19 protein-coding genes are annotated in these 18,114 nt (G+C 63.1%); 5 read left to right on the forward strand and 14 right to left on the reverse strand.

All coding sequences use genetic code 11. From position 1 onward, the window contains the following. The first annotated feature begins 640 nt into the window (after positions 1–640). Positions 641–793, forward strand: a complete 153-nt coding sequence (locus tag CWS72_RS27655) for a hypothetical protein (RefSeq protein ID WP_158240490.1) — start codon at positions 641–643, stop codon at positions 791–793. A gap of 174 nt (positions 794–967) precedes the next feature. Here the strand turns inward: CWS72_RS27655 and CWS72_RS03530 are convergent, their stop codons facing one another. From CWS72_RS03530 to CWS72_RS03545, 4 genes are all read right to left on the reverse strand, one after another. Continuing rightward, a complete protein-coding gene (locus CWS72_RS03530) occupies positions 968–1,528 on the reverse strand; it encodes a hypothetical protein (protein WP_101249166.1) in 561 nt (186 codons plus the stop codon). After that, the gene (gene dapE / locus CWS72_RS03535; RefSeq protein ID WP_101249167.1) at positions 1,522–2,673 is read right to left on the reverse strand and encodes a succinyl-diaminopimelate desuccinylase; all 1,152 of its coding nucleotides are present in this window, start codon (positions 2,671–2,673) and stop codon (positions 1,522–1,524) included. The genes CWS72_RS03530 and dapE overlap by 7 nt, the downstream gene beginning before the upstream one ends. Next, on the reverse strand, positions 2,670–3,512 hold the full coding sequence (gene dapD, locus CWS72_RS03540; RefSeq protein WP_101249168.1) for a 2,3,4,5-tetrahydropyridine-2,6-dicarboxylate N-succinyltransferase: 843 nt from the start codon (positions 3,510–3,512) through the stop codon (positions 2,670–2,672). Before dapD ends, dapE begins: the two co-directional genes overlap by 4 nt. A gap of 63 nt (positions 3,513–3,575) precedes the next feature. Continuing rightward, positions 3,576–4,313 carry a pyrimidine 5'-nucleotidase gene (locus CWS72_RS03545; protein ID WP_101249169.1) on the reverse strand — a complete coding sequence of 246 codons (738 nt, stop codon included), beginning with the start codon at positions 4,311–4,313 and terminating at the stop codon, positions 3,576–3,578. A 194-nt stretch (positions 4,314–4,507) separates the two neighbouring features. Here CWS72_RS03545 and CWS72_RS03550 point away from each other — a divergent pair, with 194 nt between their 5' ends. Together CWS72_RS03550 and CWS72_RS03555 are read left to right on the forward strand one after the other, a co-directional pair. Continuing rightward, positions 4,508–6,199 carry a sensor domain-containing diguanylate cyclase gene (locus tag CWS72_RS03550; RefSeq protein ID WP_158240491.1) on the forward strand — a complete coding sequence of 564 codons (1,692 nt, stop codon included), beginning with the start codon at positions 4,508–4,510 and terminating at the stop codon, positions 6,197–6,199. Then, positions 6,196–7,560 (forward strand): DUF2336 domain-containing protein, encoded by a 1,365-nt coding sequence (locus CWS72_RS03555; protein ID WP_101249171.1) that lies wholly within the window; start codon positions 6,196–6,198, stop codon positions 7,558–7,560. Before CWS72_RS03550 ends, CWS72_RS03555 begins: the two co-directional genes overlap by 4 nt. Positions 7,561–7,608: 48 nt before the next feature. Here CWS72_RS03555 and CWS72_RS03560 read toward each other — a convergent pair whose 3' ends face one another. Further along, complete coding sequence (locus CWS72_RS03560; protein ID WP_101249172.1) at positions 7,609–7,863, reverse strand: hypothetical protein; 255 nt, start codon at positions 7,861–7,863, stop codon at positions 7,609–7,611. Positions 7,864–8,150: 287 nt separating this feature from the next. On the opposite strand from CWS72_RS03560, the gene CWS72_RS03565 reads away from it, so the two are divergent. Further along, positions 8,151–8,972 (forward strand): complement resistance protein TraT, encoded by an 822-nt coding sequence (locus tag CWS72_RS03565; RefSeq protein WP_158240492.1) that lies wholly within the window; start codon positions 8,151–8,153, stop codon positions 8,970–8,972. Positions 8,973–8,997: 25 nt separating this feature from the next. Here the strand turns inward: CWS72_RS03565 and CWS72_RS03570 are convergent, their stop codons facing one another. The 7 genes from CWS72_RS03570 to rpmH form a co-directional block, all read right to left on the reverse strand. Continuing rightward, positions 8,998–9,900: a LysR family transcriptional regulator gene (locus tag CWS72_RS03570; RefSeq protein ID WP_101249174.1), complete on the reverse strand. Its 903-nt coding sequence runs from the start codon at positions 9,898–9,900 to the stop codon at positions 8,998–9,000. A gap of 155 nt (positions 9,901–10,055) precedes the next feature. Continuing rightward, positions 10,056–10,976, reverse strand: a complete 921-nt coding sequence (argB, locus tag CWS72_RS03575) for an acetylglutamate kinase (protein WP_101249175.1) — start codon at positions 10,974–10,976, stop codon at positions 10,056–10,058. After that, entirely contained in the window at positions 10,973–11,677 is a 705-nt protein-coding gene (gene yihA / locus CWS72_RS03580) for a ribosome biogenesis GTP-binding protein YihA/YsxC (protein WP_420824044.1), read from the reverse strand. The genes argB and yihA overlap by 4 nt, the downstream gene beginning before the upstream one ends. Beyond that, positions 11,644–13,377, reverse strand: coding sequence for a membrane protein insertase YidC (gene yidC / locus CWS72_RS03585; RefSeq protein WP_101249177.1), 1,734 nt, complete (start codon positions 13,375–13,377; stop codon positions 11,644–11,646). Before yidC ends, yihA begins: the two co-directional genes overlap by 34 nt. 27 nt (positions 13,378–13,404) lie before the next feature. Beyond that, complete coding sequence (gene yidD, locus CWS72_RS03590; RefSeq protein ID WP_101249178.1) at positions 13,405–13,698, reverse strand: membrane protein insertion efficiency factor YidD; 294 nt, start codon at positions 13,696–13,698, stop codon at positions 13,405–13,407. Then, positions 13,695–14,147, reverse strand: coding sequence for a ribonuclease P protein component (rnpA, locus tag CWS72_RS03595; RefSeq protein ID WP_101249238.1), 453 nt, complete (start codon positions 14,145–14,147; stop codon positions 13,695–13,697). Before rnpA ends, yidD begins: the two co-directional genes overlap by 4 nt. Before the next feature lie 53 nt (positions 14,148–14,200). Continuing rightward, a complete protein-coding gene (rpmH, locus tag CWS72_RS03600; protein WP_101249179.1) occupies positions 14,201–14,335 on the reverse strand; it encodes a 50S ribosomal protein L34 in 135 nt (44 codons plus the stop codon). A 328-nt stretch (positions 14,336–14,663) separates the two neighbouring features. On the opposite strand from rpmH, the gene CWS72_RS03605 reads away from it, so the two are divergent. Further along, positions 14,664–15,404: a phosphatase PAP2 family protein gene (locus CWS72_RS03605; protein WP_158240493.1), complete on the forward strand. Its 741-nt coding sequence runs from the start codon at positions 14,664–14,666 to the stop codon at positions 15,402–15,404. Positions 15,405–15,492: 88 nt separating this feature from the next. On the opposite strand, the gene CWS72_RS03610 is transcribed toward CWS72_RS03605, so the two are convergent. Then, positions 15,493–16,134: a response regulator transcription factor gene (locus CWS72_RS03610; RefSeq protein ID WP_101249181.1), complete on the reverse strand. Its 642-nt coding sequence runs from the start codon at positions 16,132–16,134 to the stop codon at positions 15,493–15,495. Beyond that, the gene (locus CWS72_RS03615; RefSeq protein WP_158240494.1) at positions 16,131–18,005 is read right to left on the reverse strand and encodes a sensor histidine kinase; all 1,875 of its coding nucleotides are present in this window, start codon (positions 18,003–18,005) and stop codon (positions 16,131–16,133) included. Before CWS72_RS03615 ends, CWS72_RS03610 begins: the two co-directional genes overlap by 4 nt. Between the last annotated feature and the right edge of the window lie 109 nt (positions 18,006–18,114).

Consider the following 18,114-nt stretch of genomic DNA (forward strand, 5'->3'; position numbering starts at 1 on the left):
TACGGCATTTGCACATCTTAAATTTCGTAGTTTTATCGGTGCACTGCTCGCTTTGGATAAAATAGTGGCACCGGCCTCCGTGCCGGTGATCCGCCGCAAGGCGGACCCTTTCCGGCTCACGCCGGAACACCGGCAGAGACGCCCATACGCGCCAGCTTAACCCTCGCCCGCTTTGCGGGAGAGGGTGGCCGCTTTAGCGGCCGGGTGAGGGGGGCTTAGCGTCCGCGCGACATAAAGACCTGTTTGTTTCTGCACGCTTTTTCCGCGCTCCCGCGCGTAAGTGCCCTCACCCAACTCGCTTCGCTCGTCCCCTCTCCCGCAAAGCGGGCGAGGGAGAAGACCTTGAAGCCCCGCCCTTTTGCCCCCTTATGGTTTTTCTCGCGATCGCGGGGAGTGTGATTTTTTTCGACAAATTTTTTGGGGAAATATGTAGGCCATCCCAGCGGGGTCCTTGGGATGATGTCCTGGGGTGGGGCTGGATTGGCCAATTTCGGCTCATTCAATAGAAATTTCAAAGATAATGGGGCTTTGCGGTTCGCGCCGGAGGGGGTTTCCGATTTTGCATGGCGAGATCAGAGAAGTTTGCCTTAATCTCCGGGACATCGATCTTGTAAATTTACTACACGTTTAGGAGAGCAAAATGGACAGCAACCTTTTCAAGTTCCGGGTCATCTTCTACGCCGCAACCATCGTTTTCGCCCTGCTGGTCAATGCCAACATCGATCCCAAGGCCGCCGCCGACCTGTCCGAGCAGATGACCGCCGCCGAAGCGGGCGTGGCCCAGCTCAACTAAAACAAGTTTCGCTGGGGATAAGCCGGCGAAACTTGGTCTGGGGCATTGAGATCCCGCGCCATCGGTGGCGCGAAAGCCAAGGGGCGAGGATCTGTCCCAGCCCGGCGACTGATGGTCGATGGTCGGCTTCGGTCACCGCAACTTATGAAGGTCTTCCCGCCCGATGTCCGCTCCTCAGGCCAGCGAGGCGGCCAGACGGTCGATCAGAACGCCGAGAAGAAGGTCGATGATGACCAGCGCGCTTGCCGTTCCGGCGTCCACCTGGAGGCCGCGGCGGGCGATGAACCAGGCGTAGGCGATCAGCACGCCATGGGTGAGCAGCCAGACGATGGCGACCAGCCCGCGCGGCGCGCCAAAGGCCATCAGCAGAAGCATGGGCGCCCAGGCGACGGCTTGCACCAACTGGAACCAGTTGTAGGCGACCATATAAGTGTAATATCTGGGCCAGCGGCCCAGGAAATCGCAAATTCGCACCATGGCCAGTGGATAGGCCAGCCAGCCGATCGCGTAGGCGATGGCTTGGGTCGCGAAAAAGCTTTCCGGCGACGGCTGTTCCACCCGTACCATCTGGTCGGTGACCACATAGCACCATACCGGCAGAATAATCAGCGCCACCCAAAACGACGCCCAGAACCCGCGAGCCGTTTTATCGAAGGCGTCGAAGCCATCGTCGCGCCAGCGCAGCAACCGCCCGACGCCGATCAGCGCCGCGATGACCTGCCCGAGACTCAGCATGGGATGGTCAGGCACGCCCGAAGGACGGACAGGTAAATGCGGGTCAAGGCTTCGAGGTCGGCGAGCGGCACGCGTTCGTCGGCTTTGTGCATGGTTTGTCCGACCAGGCCGAACTCCACCACCGGGCAGGCGTTCTTGATGAAGCGGGCGTCGGACGTGCCGCCCGTCGTGCTCAATTCGGGGGTGTGGCCGGTGACCTCGGCGATGGCCTTGCTCACGGCGTCGCTCAGGCGGCCGGGAGGCGTCAGAAAGCTTTCCCCCGAAACCTCGACGCTCAATTCATAAGCGCCGCCGACTTCGTCGAAGCGCTCGCGCAGCCAGCGTTCCAGGCCTGCCCCGGTGTGCAGGTCGTTGAAGCGGATATTGAAGGCCGCCCGGCCTTCCGCCGGAATGACGTTGGTCGCCTCGTTGCCGACGTCGATGCTGGTCAGGGCCAGGGTGGAGGGCTGGAAATGGGCCGACCCCTCGTCCAGCGGGCGGGCGGTGATGGCGGCCAGCATGGACAGCAGACGGGGCAGGGGATTGTCGGCCAGGTGCGGATAGGCGACATGTCCCTGGCTGCCCAGAACGCGCAAGCGTCCATTCAGGCTGCCGCGCCGGCCGATCTTGATCATCTCCCCCAGATGCCGGGGATTGGTCGGCTCTCCGACCAGGCAGAGATCGAGGGTCTCTCCCCGCTCCGCCAGCCAGTCGAGAACCCGCTGGGTCCCGTCCAGGGCGCGTCCCTCCTCGTCTCCGGTGATCAGCAGGCTGATCGACCCCGCACTCGTCTCGGACGCGGGCAGGCGGGCGACGGCGGCGACGAAGCAGGCGATGGCCCCCTTCATGTCGGCGGCCCCCCGCCCATAGAGATGATCGCCGACGACCTGGGCCTCGAAGGGTGGAACGCTCCAGCCCTGGCCCGGCGGCACGACGTCGGTATGTCCGGCGAAGCAGATGTTCGGCCCCGTCCGGCCCCGCCGCGCGTAGAGATTGGCGATCGGCGGACGTCCCGCCTCGGCCCCGAAGGTCAGGCGCGCGCAGTGAAACCCGAGCGCCGTCAGGGTCTGTTCCAGAACGTCCAGAGCTCCCTCGTCCGCCGGCGTGACGCTGGCGCGGCGGATGAGGGCCTGGGCCAGGGGCAGTGGATCGCGGAAAGGACTCAATCGCGCAACAGTTCGTTGATCGAGACTTTCGACCGGGTCTTCGCGTCCACCCGCTTCACGATGACGGCGCAATAGAGGCTGGGGCCGGGCATCCCGTCGGGCAGGGGTTTGCCGGGCAGGCTGCCGGCGACGACCACGGAATAGGCCGGAACGCGGCCATAGAAGACTTCGCCGGTCGCCCGGTCGATGATTTTCGTCGAAGCTCCGATGAACACGCCCATGGACAGGACGGCGCCCTCCTCGACGACGACGCCCTCGACGACTTCCGAGCGGGCGCCGATGAAGCAGTTGTCCTCGATGATCACCGGACCGGCCTGCAGGGGTTCGAGCACGCCGCCGATGCCGACACCGCCGGACAGATGCACGTTCTTGCCGATCTGGGCGCAGGATCCGACGGTGACCCAGGTGTCGACCATGGTTCCTTCGCCGACATAGGCGCCGAGATTGACGAAGGACGGCATCAGGATGGCTCCGGGCGCGATGAAGGCCGAGCGGCGCACGATGCTGCCGGGAACGGCACGGAAGCCCGCCGACTTGAAGCTGCCGGCATCCCAGCCGTCGAACTTGCTGGGCACCTTGTCGTACCAGGTGGCCTGTCCCGGACCGTTGCCGATCACCGCATTGTCATTGAGGCGGAAGGACAGCAAAACGGCCTTCTTGGCCCATTGATTGACCTGCCAGGCGCCGCCCGCCTTCTCGGCGACGCGGGCTTCGCCGCTGTCCAGGGCGTTGAGCACGATCTCCACGGCCTCGCGGACGGGACCTTGCGTTCCGGTGTTGACCTCGGCGCGGTTCTCCCACGCCTCTTCGATACGGGCGATGATCTGAGGGCTGACCATGAGCTTATCATTCTTCCAATGTGAACAACGGTTGACCGAACCTTAACCGTTGACGGACCGCTGTCAAGGAAGCGACGCGGTCCCGGTGGTCCTGGCCTTGGCCACGCCGGAGAGCCAGCCGGCCAAATCGTCGGTAACATGGTGGATGTGCGAAAGATCGTCGCCGGGAGCGCCGCTCCACCGGGTATGACCCTCCTCATGGACCCAGACGGTGGTCATGCCGACCGCCGCCGCCGGCGCCAGATTGCGCGCGATGTCCTCGAACATGGCGCTCCGTTTGGGATCGATTCCGCAATGCAGGGCCATGCGGCGATAGCTCTCGGCGTTCGGCTTCGGAATATAGTCGGCGGCCTGGATGTCGAAGATCGCGTCGAAATGCCGGGTCAGGCCGAGTTTGGCCAGGACGCTTTCGGCATGGCGCTCCGAGCCGTTGGTGAAGACGATCTTGCGGCCGGCCAGTCGTTCGAGGGCGGAATCGAGCAGGGAGGCCGTGGGCAGGGGGCTGTAGTCGATATCGTGCACATAGGCCAGGAAAACGCCGGGTTCGATACCGTGCGACAGCATCAGGCCGCGGAGCGTCGTCCCATATTCGTGGTAGTAGCGTTTTTGCAGGGTGAAGGCTTCGTCCAGGCCGAGATGCAGCGCCTCGGAAATGAACTGGCGCATCCGGACGTCGATCTGCGCAAACAGATTGCACGATGCCGGGTAAAGCGTGTTGTCCAGATCGAAGATCCAGCTATCCACGTGGGAAAGCGCGGGCGGCGGATCGATCGGGGGAGGAGTCTCTGTCGATGATTGCATCGCTTTAGGAGATAAGCCTTATGATGGTCTTGCCGCAAGAATATAGCGCCGGGGCCGGATAATTTCTTGAGCGATCCGTTGTAAATTCTTCTTTTGCGTGCATTTTCAATCAATTAACTATGGAGCGACAGGATTTTTCTGTTAGGGTGGCGCCTCGAAGCGTGGCGGATATGGGCTTTTTCGTTGGGTGTGCCATGAACCGGTTGAAGGCGCTTCTGCAGAAAGCCGGATTGCTCTCCGGGGCGCGCGGCTGGTCGGTGACGTTTGCCGGCTCGGCGATAGCCGCCTTTCCCCATCCCATACTGCTGGCCGATGGTTCCGGCCGTCTTTCTCCCGCCAACGCCGCCGCCCGCACCTTGTGTCTCGCCGCCGAGAAGGGGGTGGTGCCGGGGATCGCAGCTTGCCTGTCCCGTGCCGCCGTTTCCGGCGAAGCGCAGTTCGAACGGGTGACGCTACCCGGCGAGGCCGGCGCCATGCTCTATGAATTGATCGTGCTGCCCATGCTCGATCACGCCGCCCTGGTGATCGCCAAGGACGTGACCCTGGAGAGCAATCTGCGGACGGCGCTGGTCGAATCGCGCCAGCGTTACAAGGATCTGGTGGACATCTCCACCGATTTCGCCTGGGAGACCGGAGAGAATGGCGCCTTCGGTTTTGTTTCGCCGCGCGGCGCGCTGGGATTCGCCGCCAATGAGATGGTTGGCCGCAAGCCCGAGGACTTCCTGGCCGAGCCGGACGGTGTGGAGGGGGACCTGCCGTTTCATGGGCGACATCCGGTGGAGAACGCGGAGGTCTGGATGCGGCGCTCCGACGGGAGCTTGTCCTGTCTGCGTGTATCCTCGTCTCCGTTGTTGGACGCGGAAGGGGGCTATCGGGGGTCCCGTGGGATCTGGCAGGACGTCACGGCGGCACGGGAGCGCGAAACGGCGCTGGCCAAGGCGAACAATCGCGAACGTCTGCTCACTTACGTCGTGCGAACCATCCGCGATGTCGTCGAGCCGAACGACATGCTGCGCATCGCCGCCGAGGCGACGTCGTTGGCCTTGGGCGCCGCCGGCGGTCAGATCTTCCGTCGTCGCGACGATGGTTTCGAGCCGTCGGCATCCTTCGGAGACATTGGCGGGGCAGGCCCCGTTCTGGACGCTTTGGCCGGCCGGGACGTCGTCGATCTGGTGATCGGCGAGCGGCTTGCGCTTGCCGTGGTGAGCCGGTACCGCCAGCAGGTAACGGGTGCCATCGTCATCTGGCGGCCGGCCGACGTTGTCGGCTGGGACAAGAATGATCGTTTGCTGCTGGAGGACGTGGCCGACCAGATCGGCATCGCCAACGAGCAGATCGCCAATCACGAACGGATCCTGGCCCTGTCGAGAACCGACGCTTTGACCGGGCTGTTCAATCGCCGCGCCTTTTTCGACGAGTTGAGCCGCCGCGTCGCCCGCCTCGAACGGGACGGCAAGCCCGCGGCCCTGATTTATATCGACCTCGACAATTTCAAGGCGGTGAATGATCGCCATGGCCATAAGCGTGGTGACGAGGCTCTGATGGCGGTGCGCGATATTCTGATGCGCCATACCCGTTCGATCGATTTGATCGCCCGTCTGGGGGGCGACGAATTCGCCTTGTGGCTCGATGGGGCCGATGAGGAAATTGCCGTCAAACGATGCCGGGATATCGTCGCCGCGGCCCAGGACCTCCTGATGTTTTCGGGAAACGAGGATGCGCCCCTGACCTTGTCGATGGGGGTGGCGGTTCATCGGCCGGGCCGGCCGGAGACTCTCGATGACCTGCTGCAACGGGCCGACGAGGCGATGTATGGCGTGAAGCACGACGGGAAATGCGACTTCCGTCTGGCCCGCCCACCCTCCAGCGCGGAGGATGCGTCATGAGCCGCTTCATCGGCAAGGTGCTGGGCGTCCTGCGCGGAAAGGGGGCCGTGGAGCCGGACCGGCAGGACGGGGAAGCCCCGCCCCTGACTTACGAACAGTCGCGCGATCTGGCCCTGCATGCCGATCCCGAAGTGCGCCGGCGGCTGGCCGGAAGGCAGGATCTGCGGCCGGAAATCCTCTATTTCCTGGCCGACGATCCGGCGCCCCAGGTGCGTCGACAGATCGCCGCCAATCTGGCAACTCCGGCGCAGGCCGATTTTCATCTGGCCGCCGATACCGATCCGTCGGTTCGGGGTGATCTGGCGCAGAAAATCGCTCGATTGGCTCCGGGGTTGTCGGCCGACGAACAGGACCGCCTGCGTCATATCACCTATGAAACGCTGCAACTGTTGGCCCGCGATCAGATCACCCGGGTCCGCCAGATTCTCGCCGAAGCCTTGAAGGATGTCGCCGATGCGCCGCCGGCGGTGATCCGGCAGTTGGCGCATGACAGCGAGTTGGCGGTAGCCTCGCCGGTGCTCGAATATTCCCCGGTGCTGACGGACGAGGATTTGCTGGAGATCATCCGCGATTGTCCGATCAGCGGGGCGCTTTCGGCCATTTGCCGTCGCAAGGGGTTGGGGGGCGCCGTCGCGGACGGCATCGCGCGGACCGACGATATCGACGCCATCGCCGTGTTATTGGCCAATTCGTCGGCGCAGGTCCGCGAGGAAACCCTGGATCTCCTGATCGACCGGGCGCCGGATTACGAATCCTGGCATCTGCCTTTGGTCCGCCGGCCGCATCTGTCGGGCCGGGCGGCGACGCGATTGGCCCGGTTCGTCGCGGATAATCTTCTCCAGGTCCTCGAACGCCGCTCGGACTTCGATCCGAACACCAAGGCGGCGGTGGCGGCGGTCGTGCGCCGTCGTGTCGAGGAGGCCGGCGCCGACATGGCCGAATTCCGCCGCGGACGGGTGGACGAGAAAGGTGCGGTGACGGCGGAAACGGCGATGGAGCACGTCACCCGGCTGTTGGCGGAGAACAGTCTGAGCGACGCGGTCATCCTCGACGCCTTGTCGGCCGGCGATCGTGAGTTCGTCATCTGCGCCTTGGCCCTGCGCGCCGAGGTCTCGGTCGAGCGGGTTCGGAAGATCATCGAGACGCAAAGCGCCAAGGGCATGGTGGCGGTGTGCTGGAAAGCCGGCATGGCGATGACGGCTACGGTTCCCCTGCAGACGAAACTGGCCAAGGTGATACCGTCCGATGTGCTGAGGCCCCGGTCCTCGACGGCGGATGGGTACCCGATGTCGCCCGACGAAATGCTCTGGCAGTTGGAGTTCTTCGCCTCGATGGTTGGAGACGGCACGACTGTCCCGTAGCCGCGATCCGTCGGACCGCCGCCTCGATGGCGGCGGGTCCCCGCCAAATTAGGATTTGGGGCCGATGCTGCAGGTCACCGGGGGGCTGATGATCCATTCCTGGACATGCGAGCCGGTCGCGCTGGTGAACTGGATGATCGTCTGGCCGGAAACGATGCGGGTTACGTGATAGGCCTCATTGGTGTAGCGACCGTCCGAGCATTTGATCTCATAGGCGAACGAGTCGGATTCGGTGAAATGAAACTGCTCGGCATAAGCCGGTGTCGCCATAACCAAGGAGGCCAGGAACAATATTTTGCGCATGGAAACATCCTTTTTTCGAGTAATCTTCAAAAAAATATTCAATTTTATTCGAATTAAGATATTCGTCTGATCACTTGCCGCGGATCCGCTATATCGGACTGTGGATACATTCGTTTCGGTAGAGAATGCAGACAAGTTTCTCCTAAAAGACGCACAAATGTATACCACTTGTTCTATAATGGAAAATGTTCTTCTGCTGCTTTTGCCGAATTGGTAGGGTTGTCTCCGGGCGTTGCCCATGGGGACCGAAGATTGCACACCCTTCCAACACTATTAAGGACATGACGATGCGACCGAAAGCTCTTCCCGGCCTGCTGCTTTCCATCTCCGCAGCGGCCGCCCTGGCGGCCTGCGCCGCAGCCGATTCCGCGATCAATCACGGCACGCTCGATGTGCAGACGCATCTGAGCGAAACCGTATTCCTTGATCCGGTGCCGCCGGATCAGAAGACGATCTACGTCAGCGCGCGAAACACGTCTGATCATCCCGAGGTCGATCTTCGCGGGCCGTTGATGCAGGCGGTTGCCGCGCGTGGCTATGCGGTGGTGCAAGATCCCAATCAGGCGCATTACATGTTGCGGGTCAACGTGCTGCAGGCCGGTAAAATCGAAACCAAGGACAAGGGGTCCCTGCTGTCTGCGAAATATGGCGAACCTCTGCTGGCCGGCGCCGGTGCCGCGGCGTTGGCTCATGTCGCCGGTGGGAACGCCACTGCCACCACCGCGACCGGTCTCGGTGTGGCGGCGGGAACCTTCCTGCTGAACCAGGCGTTCCAGACGGTGACCTATTCGGTGGTGGTCGACATCCAGCTATCCGAACGTCCCCTGAAGGGCAGCAAGGTCAAGCAGAGCACCACCACGACGGCCGCCCAGGGCAATGGCTCCCTGGAGTCCGCCCGGACCTCCCAGACGCCCACGGGAGGCGGCGCCAGTGTCTCGGCGACGCTCAATACCAAGGTCAAGACCCAGCAGGTCGAGGAAGAGTCCGACTTCAAGCAATATCAGATTCGCGAAGTCGCCTATGCGGACCAGATGAATCTTAAGTTTGAGGAAGCCTCGCCGTTGCTGATCGCCAAGCTGTCTTCCAGCCTCAGCAATCTCTTCGAGTAACCGTTCTCGCGATCTGCCGGCGGCATCATTGTTCCGATGCCGCCGGTCCCGATTTTTCCACTGACGAAAGAAATGCCCGGGCGGCCCCGCTCAAGCGCCGTTCGCGGTGACGCAGCACCGAAAAGCGCCGGGTCGGCATGGCGCAAGCGGCGGCTTTCAACACACCGGCGCGCAGCGCGGTGGCGACGACCATCTGGGAAAGCACGGTCGCTCCGGCCCCGGCTTCGACGGCGGTGCGCACGGCTTCATTGCTGGGAAGTTCGAGGCTGACGGTCACATCGGCCAAGGTGAGCTGCCTGCTGGCCAGAAGAGCCTCGGTGGCGGCTCTTGTTCCCGAACCGGGTTCACGCAGCACCCATGGAATATTGCGGAAATCCTCGGCGGTCAGAGCCTTGGTCGCTGCCCAGGCATGCCGTTCGCCCACCACCAGAACCAGGCGGTCGTCGTCGATGGGGCGGACATCCAAGGCCGGTGCCGTAACCTCGCCTTCGACGAAGCCCAGTTCCGCCTCGCCGGCCAGCACGCTGGCGGCAACCTGGGTGGTGTTGCCGATCGTCAGCGATGTCTCGATGCCAGGATGGCGTTGATGGAAGCGCAGGAGCCGGGGCGGGAGCCAATAGGTGGCGACGGTCTGGCTGCCGACGACGCGCAGATGTCCGCGCCGCAGGCCCGTCAGTTCGGCCAGGCTTTCCTCGGCCCGCCCCGCCGCGCTCAGAACTTCGCGGGCCTCGTCGCGGAAGGCGTGGCCGGCGCCGGTCAGTTCGACGCGCCGGCCGACCCGGTGGAACAACTCCACGCCATAGCGGCTTTCCAAGGCGGCGATCGCCGCGCTGACCGCGGATTGTGTCAATCCCAACGCCTGGGCCGCCTGGGTGAAATGCATCCGCTCGGCCACCGCCAGGAAGATGCGCAATTGTTCGAGGGTCATCGATCGTCTCACAAATGAAACTAATCAATACAACGAAATCGATGAACGGGACAGATTGATGGTGGAGATAAAAGGGCGAAAAAAAGCCCCTCTCCCAAGGGCGGGGGAAGGGCTCTGATGAGGGGATTGCGTTTATAAGGACGGCGGGCGGCCGGTCACGCCGCGTCGTGGCGGATCAGGGTGCCGGCGCCGTGCGGGGTGAACAGTTCCAGCAGCATGGCATGGGGGACGCGGCCGTCCAGGATGACGGCGGCTTTGACGCCCAGCTCGACCGCCTGCAGGCAGGTCTCGACCTTGGGGATCATGCCGCCGCTGATGGTGCCGTCGGCGATCAGTTGCCGGGCCTGACGGGCGGTCATGTCGGGAATCAGGTTGCCCTGCTTGTCGAGCACTCCGGCGACGTCGGTGAGGAAGATCAGCCGGGACGCCCCGCAGGCGCCGCCGATGGCTCCAGCGGCGGTGTCGGCGTTGATGTTGTAGGTTTCGCCCGACATTCCGACGCCGGTCGGCGCGATGACCGGAATGATGTCGGACTGCTGGAAGAAGTTCAGGATGTGGGGATTGATTTCCGCCGGCTCGCCGACGAAGCCCAGATCGAGAACCCTCTCGATGTTGGAGTCGGGGTCGCGGGTGGTGCGGCGCAATTTGCGCGCGCGGATCAGCTGGCCATCCTTGCCGGACAGACCGACGGCGAAGCCTCCGGCCTGATTGATGGCGGTGACGATCTGCTTGTTGATCGAACCGGCCAGAACCATTTCAACGATGTCGACGGTGGCCTGATCGGTCACCCGGAGGCCGTCGACGAATTCGCTCTTGATCTTGAGGCGTTCCAGCATGGCCCCGATCTGCGGCCCGCCGCCATGCACGACCACCGGATTGATCCCCACCTGACGCAGCAGGACGACATCCCGGGCGAATAACTGGGCGAGGTTCTCATCGCCCATGGCATGGCCGCCGTACTTGATGACGAAGGTTTCGCCGGCATGTTCACGAAAGAAGGGCAGGGCCTCGGATAGGGTACTCGCTTTTTCGAGCCAGGTTGCGCGTTCATCGGCGCGGTTTGGATCGGCGGTCATGGAGTGGTCTCCGGCAATGCGACGTTAAGGGCCAAGGCGGTGAGGTTAGCGCGCAACTGCGCGATCCCCAAGCCGCTTTCGGCACTGGTGGACAATATCTCGGGATGGGCGGCGGGGCGTTTGGCGATGGAGGCGGCGACCTCCGCCCGAACGGTTTCGAGCGCCGAGGGCTTGATCTTGTCGGCTTTGGTCAAGACGATCTGGTAGTTGACCGCGCTCTTGTCGAGCATGGTCATCACCTCGTCGTCGCTGTCCTTGAGACCGTGCCGCGAATCGATCAGAACGCAGGTGCGCCGCAACACCGTGCGGCCTTTCAGATAAGCCTCGACCAGCGCGTTCCACTCGGCGACCTGGTTTTTCGGGGCCTGGGCGTAGCCATAGCCCGGCAGATCGACCAGCATCAGGCGCCGTCCCAGATCGAAGAAGTTGATCTGCTGGGTCCGGCCGGGCGTGTTGGAGGCGCGGGCCAATCCGTTGCGTCCGGTGAGCGCGTTGATGAGGCTGGACTTTCCGACATTGGAACGTCCGGCGAAGGCCACTTCCGGCAGGGAGGCCGACGGCAGGCGGGCCAGCGTCGCCGTGCCCGCGACGAAGCCGCATTCCTTGGCGAACAGGAGGCGGCCCGCCTCGATGCGGGCCGCCTCCTCGCCGTCGGTGACGGGGGCGGTCAGGTTCGGTCCTGCCGGCGCATGATCAGCCACTGCTGGGCGATCGACAATGTATTGCTCCATGCCCAGTAGATCACCAGTCCGGCCGGGAAACTGGCCAGCATGAAGGTGAAGATGATCGGCAGGAAGGTGAACATCTTGGCCTGGATGGGATCGGCCGGCGCCGGATTCAGCTTCTGCTGCAGATACATGGTGACGCCCATGATCAGCGGCCAAATGCCGATATGCAGGAATTCCGGCGGCACCCAGGGGATCAGGCCGAACAGATTGAAAATCGTGGTCGGGTCTGGAACCGAGAGATCCTTGATCCAGCCGAAGAAGGGCGCCTGGCGCATCTCGATGGTGACGTAAAGCACCTTATAGAGGGCGAAGAACACCGGGATCTGGATCAGGATGGGCAGGCAGCCGGAGACCGGGTTGGCCTTCTCGCGCTTGTAGAGCGCCATCATTTCCTGATTGAGGCGGGCCCGGTCGTCGCCGAAACGTTCCTGCAGTTTCTTCACCTCGGGTTGCAGCTTCTTCATCTTGCTCATCGCCTTGTAGGACTTGTTGGCGATGGGGAAGAAGGCGCCCTTGATGATCACCGTGAAGATCAGGATGGCGATGCCGAAATTGGCCACTTCGGAATGGATGAAGCGCAGGAAATAGAAGAAGGGCTTGGTCAGGAAATAGAACCAGCCGAAGTCGATGGCCAGATCGAAACGGGGAATTCCCAGCTTCTCGCCATAGGCGTCGAGCTTGGCGAGCTCCTTGGCTCCGGCGAAGAAGTGACTGGTGGTTTCCGAACTGGCCCCGGCCGCCACGGTCAGGCCGCCCCCCAGCCAATCGCTCTGGTAACGGTCGACACCGTCCACCGCGCGCCAGTTCATCCGGGTGGAGATCGGCATGCTCTGGTCGGGGATGAGCGCCGTCAGCCAGTATTTGTCGGTGAAGCCAATCCATCCGCCGGTGCTCTTGGCCTCGACCAGATGCTCGTCCTCGCGCAACTTCTTGTATTTCATTTCCTTGAGCGTGCCGTCCAGCACACCCAGGGCGCCCTCATGCAGGATGTAGATGTCCTGCGTTTTCGGCGTGCCCCAGCGCGACACCAGGGCGTAGGGGAACAGGGTGATGGGCGAAGATCCGGTGTTCTCCACCTTCTGCGTCACGCTGAACATGTAGTTGGCGTCCACCGTGTAGGTCCGGCTGAACTTCAGGCCGTGTCCGTTTTCCCAGGTCAAGGTGACGGGAGTGTCGGGCGTCAGGGTCTGGCCGCTGGCCGTCCACAGGGTATCCGGGCCGGGAATGGCGTCCTTGTCCTTGGCGTCTGCCGCGACGAAGCCGAATTCGGCGTAATAGGCGCCGGCGCCGGCTCCCGGCGACAGCAAGGTGATTTCCGGGCTGGCGGGGTCGGGGCTTTCATGGAAATGCACCAGATCGAGATCGTCGATCCGGCCACCCATCAGCGAGAAGGATCCGCTCAGGCTGGGGGTGCTGATCTTCACGCGCGGAGCCTGGGCGATGGCTGCCGCCCGCGTTTCCGCCGAGACGACCGCGGGGACCACGGCCGAGGTCTGTTGATCCGGCACTTTCGGCACGGCTGACGTCTGTTTGTCCGGACCCGCTTGAGTGTCGGTCTGGCCGGAAGGCGTTTGGCCGGGCGGCGTGGCCGGTTTGGGCATCAGGAACTGCCAACCGAGCAGAATGGCCACCGAAAGGGCAATCGCCAGGATAATGTTCTTCTGTTCGTTCATGACTTTCTTTCCGGAAGGCCGGACGGGCTAATGGGAGCCTGTGGGACAACAAGAGCCGCCGCCATGGTGGCGGTGGCCGCGGGCGTGGTGGATGTGCGGTTCGGGGACCGGATCATAGCCGGAGCCGCCCCACGGGTGGCATCGTGACAAGCGCTTGACGATCAGCCAAATGCCTACAAGCGCGCCATGCTTGTCCAGTGCCTCCATCCCATAGGCCGAACAGGTGGGCAGGAAGCGGCAGCTATGCGCCGGTAAAATCGGCGATAGCAACAACTGGTAGCCGCGGATCAAGCCGCGGAGCGACGCGCTGACCAGTTTCATGGAGCCTCTTGACCACTCTGCAGGCCTTGGGGTGGACGATCGGCGGAATCGCAAGGGCGATCCGCGCCCACACGTTTTAACGCGGTTTGCAAATCCTGCAAGAGCAGAGCGAAGGGCCGGCGCAAGGTTTCTTGGCGGCCGATCAGCACATAGTCATAGCCGGGCATGGCCCGGACCGGTAAAACCGCCGCCGCCGCCGCGCGCAAACGCCGTTTGGCGCGGTTTCGCGCCACCGAGTTGCCCACTTTTTTGCTGCAGGTAAATCCCACGCGCAAATCGGTTGCCGTCTCACCGGAAGCGGGAGCGGCATCGGCGCAGTCTGTGGGAGAGGATGAGTCGATGATAGCCGGCGCCGCCTGCAAAATCAGGCCGGGCGCCGCCCATTTGCGCCGCAAGCCGGCGACGCGGAGAAATTCGGAACGACGCTTCAGGCGTCCGACCGTCATCATCCGCGCATCCGGCGCGTCATCGTGGCCGCGACCCGCCGGCAAAGCCGACAGGATCAGGCGGAGAGGCGCTTGCGGCCCTTGGCGCGACGCTCGGACAGAACGCGGCGACCGCCGACGGTGGCCATGCGGGAGCGGAAGCCGTGGCGGCGGGCGCGGACGAGCTTGCTGGGTTGATAGGTACGCTTCACGGTTCGAACTCCAAACGGCCCAAGAAAAAGGGAGGAACGGTGTATAGGGACTTGTGCCGGACGAGTCAATCGTCATGACGCGAACCTTAACGGTGATCGCTTCGGGTCAGCGGCTTGGCATTGGCCGATGGGGCCCCAAAGGGGATTTTTTGAGCGCTTCGTTGAAGGTCGTGCCGTTTATGTTGCGAGGACCGATATCGAGAAGCGGTCATGGACATTTTCCCACCGTTGACGGTCCCTTGCGTCAGGATTTTCCGGGCTTGACCCGTTCATGTCGTCTATGGCCCCTTGGCCTCGGCCACAGAGTCTACCGTCGAAGGGGACAAGGATGCGCATATCGTTGCCGAATCATCCGCTCCGTCACGCTCTTTTTCTTATCCTGTCTCTGACGTTCGGATTTCCGGCGCAGGCGGCGTCCGACGCCCATTATGTGGGGATCGCCCAGGTCGATCTCGGGCGGCTGTTGTCGCCGCCTCCCTCTCCCGGGACATCCGAGGAGAAATCAGACCTTGAGGCGGTTGTCGAAGCCTCGCGAAGCCGTTCTCCACAGGAGGCCGAGGCGGCACGCGCCGATGGGGAAAGGTCTGTACTGCGTTTCGCCGATGCCTTGGGTGACGGTTTCACCGCCGGGAAGCTGACCTTTTCCCTGCCGTTTTTCGCCCGGGTGGGGGGCGATATCCATGCCATCGTCGGCACGGCCAAAGTCGATTTCGATCGGTTGCGGCCCTATATCGTCGACACGCGCGTGGAAGCGTTGCGCAATGATGCGGAGATGTCGCCGGCGCCTCATCATCGCAGCGGATCCTATCCCAGCGGGCACGCGAGCTTCGCCTATGCCGCGGCTATCCTGCTGGCGGCCATGGTTCCCGAAAAATCTTCTGAAATTTTCGCCCGGGCGGCGCTTTACGCCCATCACCGGCTGGTCGCCGGCGTCCATTATCCGACCGATATCGAGGCCGGTCGCATCGCCGGAACGGTGATCGCCAACGTCCTCCTGCACGACCCGCGTTTCATGGCGGACTACGCCCGTTCCCGTGAGGAGATCCGCCATGCCGTCGGGGTGGATTAGCGCGCTGCGGTTGGATTGAATCGCGCCCGTTAGTCTGAGCGGCGTTTGAGCAATTGAAAAAACGGAGTTTTTTCAGCGTCACGCAAGCCTAGAGTGGGGCTTCGAACCAGCCTTGCGCCGCGGCGAAGCGGATGATCTGGACGCGTGTCCTCAAGTTGAGTTTTTCGGCGGCGCGCACTTTGTAGGTTTCCACCGTCTTGATGCTGATGAGCAGGCGTTCAGCGATCTCCTTGGTGGTGAACCCCTGTGCGAGCAGGCGCAGGACGCTGGTTTCGCGCTCGCTCAGGATGTCGGCGTTGGGCAGCCTGCCGGGGGGCGGCGCCACGGCCTTGGCGGCGATGGCCGGGTCGAGATACATTTCCTGGCGGGCCACCGTGCGAACGGCGCGGACCAGATCCTCGGCCGCCGACCGCTTCAGCAGATAGCCGTCGACGCCTGCCAGTAGTGCCTGCTGAAGATAGCTTTGGTCTTCATGGACGGTCAGGGCGAGCAGGCGGACGGACGGCACCTCGGCTTTCAGGCGGCGGATCAGCTCGATTCCGTCCATGTCGCCGATCGAGATGTCGACCACGGCGACGTCGGGGATGGTCGCGGCGATCTCCGCCGCGGCGGAAAGTCCGCTGGTGGACGCGCTGACCACGGTGATGTCGGGTTCGGTCTCGATCAACGCCTTGATGCCGGTGAGCACGATCGGATGGTCGTCGGCGAGGGCGACGCGAATTGCCGTCATGCCGCTTCTCCCGGCTGGTCGATGGCGGGGAGGGGGATGCGGACGAAGATCGCCGTGCCCGCGCCGATTTCACTTTCGATCTTCAATTGCCCGTTGACCAGTTCCAGCCGTTCGCGGATGCCCAGCAGGCCTAGGTGGCGTTGCGAGGAGGGGGTGGCGGAGCCGTCGGCGAATCCTCGTCCGTTATCCTCGACGATCAGCACCAATTGTCCCGGACGGCGATCCAGTGTGACGTTGACGGCCGACGCCTCGGCATGTTTGACGATATTGGTCAACAGTTCGACGATGATGCGGTAGACGGTGGTTTCGATGACGGGGGCCAGTCTCGGTCCTTCCAGTCCTCGCATGAAGACGTCCAGGTCGATACCTGTCTGATTGCGCCATTCGTCGAGCAAGGTGGCGAGCGCATCGCGCAACCCGATATCGTCGAGGGCCGTGGGGCGCAATTCGACGGCGGCGCGGTGAATGTCCTGGCTGATGTCGGAAATCATCTTTTTCAGCTCCTTGCAGGCATCGAGGGTGGCGGGCGACGCCGCTTCGACTTCCAGCCGCTTCAGCCGCAAGGACAGGCCGGCGACCGTTTGGCCGACACGGTCGTGAAGATCGCGGGCGATGCGCCGTCGTTCGTCCTCCTGCGCGGAGTTGAGCAGGGTCAACAACAGGCGATGTTCCGCTTCCGCTTTCTTCTGCTTGTCGATATTGACGATGACGCCATAGATACCGGCCGTCTTGTTCGAACCGTGCTCGGGAACCTGGCCGGAAATGCGCAGCCAACGGACGTTGCCGTCGGCCAGCATGGCCCGGACGTTGACCTCGTAAGGGGTTTGATCGTGCCGGCATTGCCGCATGGCGAGATCGACCGCCTCCCGGTCCTCGGGATGGATGGTGGCCAGAAAGGCATCGTAACTGTTGAGATGCCCCGTCAGGCCGCAAAGGCGGCGGCAACGTTCGCACCATTCAATGTTGTCGCTGCCAAATCTCCAGTGCCAGGTGCCGATGTCGGCGGTTTCGACCGCCAACAGGCGCCATGCTTCGCTCCGGCGCAGCACCTGTTCGGCGCCTTCCATCTCGACGCGGCGTCGTGCCGCGATGGAGTGCGCCACCAGGCTGGCCAGCAAGGCGGTCAGAAAGAGGGCGCCGGTGCCGGCCAGGACGATCATCAGCCATGCCCTTCGGACCGGCTTGTCGAGGGACGCTTTGGGCATTCTCAGATGTACGGTCCAGGCGCTGAGCGGGATCTTTTGCGAGACCGCGTAGACGGCCTGGCCATTGGGCAGGATCTCCTCGTGAATGGCCGCGTTGTCCTTGCAGCAGATGGCGATGTCGAATTTATCGCCGATGCCGAACTGTCCGCGGTGGCGTCTGTCCGTGCTGGCGATGATCCGGCCCGAGGCGTCGACCAGGGCGCCGTCCCAGCCCTTGGGGAGATCGGCCATGTTCAGCGTCTCTTCGAAGGTGCCGGGTTTTATGCCGACGGAGACGACGAAGCGCACCGAATCCTGGCGAACGACCGGATAGTGAATCGGGATGCTGGCGGTCTGCGCCAGGGTTCCCGACGGTAGATAGCCGCCGACGGTGGCCTTCGCCGTTTCCACCGCTTTGCGGAAGCCGTCGATGTCTCCGTTGCTGCCGGCCGGTTGGCCGCCGGGCTGTTCGGCGTTCAGGATCTGCGCGCCGGATGTCGCCGCGAGAGACACGGTCAACCAGTTTGGATGCAGGGTCTGCAGACGCTGGGCATGTTCGAGGAAGCTCGATGTGTCGTCGCGGTTGAGCCTGCGCAGGTTCGCCAAAGGTTGCGCCGCCTCGATTTCGCCTTCCAGTTCGGTTTCCACCTGGTGGGCCAGGCGCTCGGCGCGCAGGGCAACTTGCAAGGCGACTGTTTGGCGTTCCTGTGTGCTTGAGCGATATCCGCTAATTATTCCTAACAATATTAATGGAATTGCCGCAGATAGTACTATAATTAAGAACGGTCGAAGTGAA

The sequence above is a fragment of the Telmatospirillum siberiense genome (assembly GCF_002845745.1).
Classification (GTDB): domain Bacteria; phylum Pseudomonadota; class Alphaproteobacteria; order Rhodospirillales; family Magnetospirillaceae; genus Telmatospirillum; species Telmatospirillum siberiense.

Bases quoted from the DNA above. Each gene is read 5' to 3' on its own strand.
- CWS72_RS03565 (WP_158240492.1), top strand. From the start codon at position 8,151: ATGCGACCGAAAGCTCTTCCCGGCCTGCTGCTTTCCATCTCCGCAGCG.
- CWS72_RS03570 (WP_101249174.1), bottom strand. From the start codon at position 9,900: ATGACCCTCGAACAATTGCGCATCTTCCTGGCGGTGGCCGAGCGGATG.
- rnpA (WP_101249238.1), bottom strand. From the start codon at position 14,147: ATGATGACGGTCGGACGCCTGAAGCGTCGTTCCGAATTTCTCCGCGTC.
- argB (WP_101249175.1), bottom strand. From the start codon at position 10,976: ATGACCGCCGATCCAAACCGCGCCGATGAACGCGCAACCTGGCTCGAA.
- CWS72_RS03560 (WP_101249172.1), bottom strand. From the start codon at position 7,863: ATGCGCAAAATATTGTTCCTGGCCTCCTTGGTTATGGCGACACCGGCT.
- CWS72_RS03530 (WP_101249166.1), bottom strand. From the start codon at position 1,528: ATGCTGAGTCTCGGGCAGGTCATCGCGGCGCTGATCGGCGTCGGGCGG.
- CWS72_RS03610 (WP_101249181.1), bottom strand. From the start codon at position 16,134: ATGACGGCAATTCGCGTCGCCCTCGCCGACGACCATCCGATCGTGCTC.
- CWS72_RS27655 (WP_158240490.1), top strand. From the start codon at position 641: ATGGACAGCAACCTTTTCAAGTTCCGGGTCATCTTCTACGCCGCAACC.
- yidC (WP_101249177.1), bottom strand. From the start codon at position 13,377: ATGAACGAACAGAAGAACATTATCCTGGCGATTGCCCTTTCGGTGGCC.
- dapD (WP_101249168.1), bottom strand. From the start codon at position 3,512: ATGGTCAGCCCTCAGATCATCGCCCGTATCGAAGAGGCGTGGGAGAAC.
- CWS72_RS03605 (WP_158240493.1), top strand. From the start codon at position 14,664: ATGCGCATATCGTTGCCGAATCATCCGCTCCGTCACGCTCTTTTTCTT.
- CWS72_RS03545 (WP_101249169.1), bottom strand. From the start codon at position 4,313: ATGCAATCATCGACAGAGACTCCTCCCCCGATCGATCCGCCGCCCGCG.
- CWS72_RS03555 (WP_101249171.1), top strand. From the start codon at position 6,196: ATGAGCCGCTTCATCGGCAAGGTGCTGGGCGTCCTGCGCGGAAAGGGG.
- CWS72_RS03550 (WP_158240491.1), top strand. From the start codon at position 4,508: ATGAACCGGTTGAAGGCGCTTCTGCAGAAAGCCGGATTGCTCTCCGGG.
- yidD (WP_101249178.1), bottom strand. From the start codon at position 13,698: ATGAAACTGGTCAGCGCGTCGCTCCGCGGCTTGATCCGCGGCTACCAG.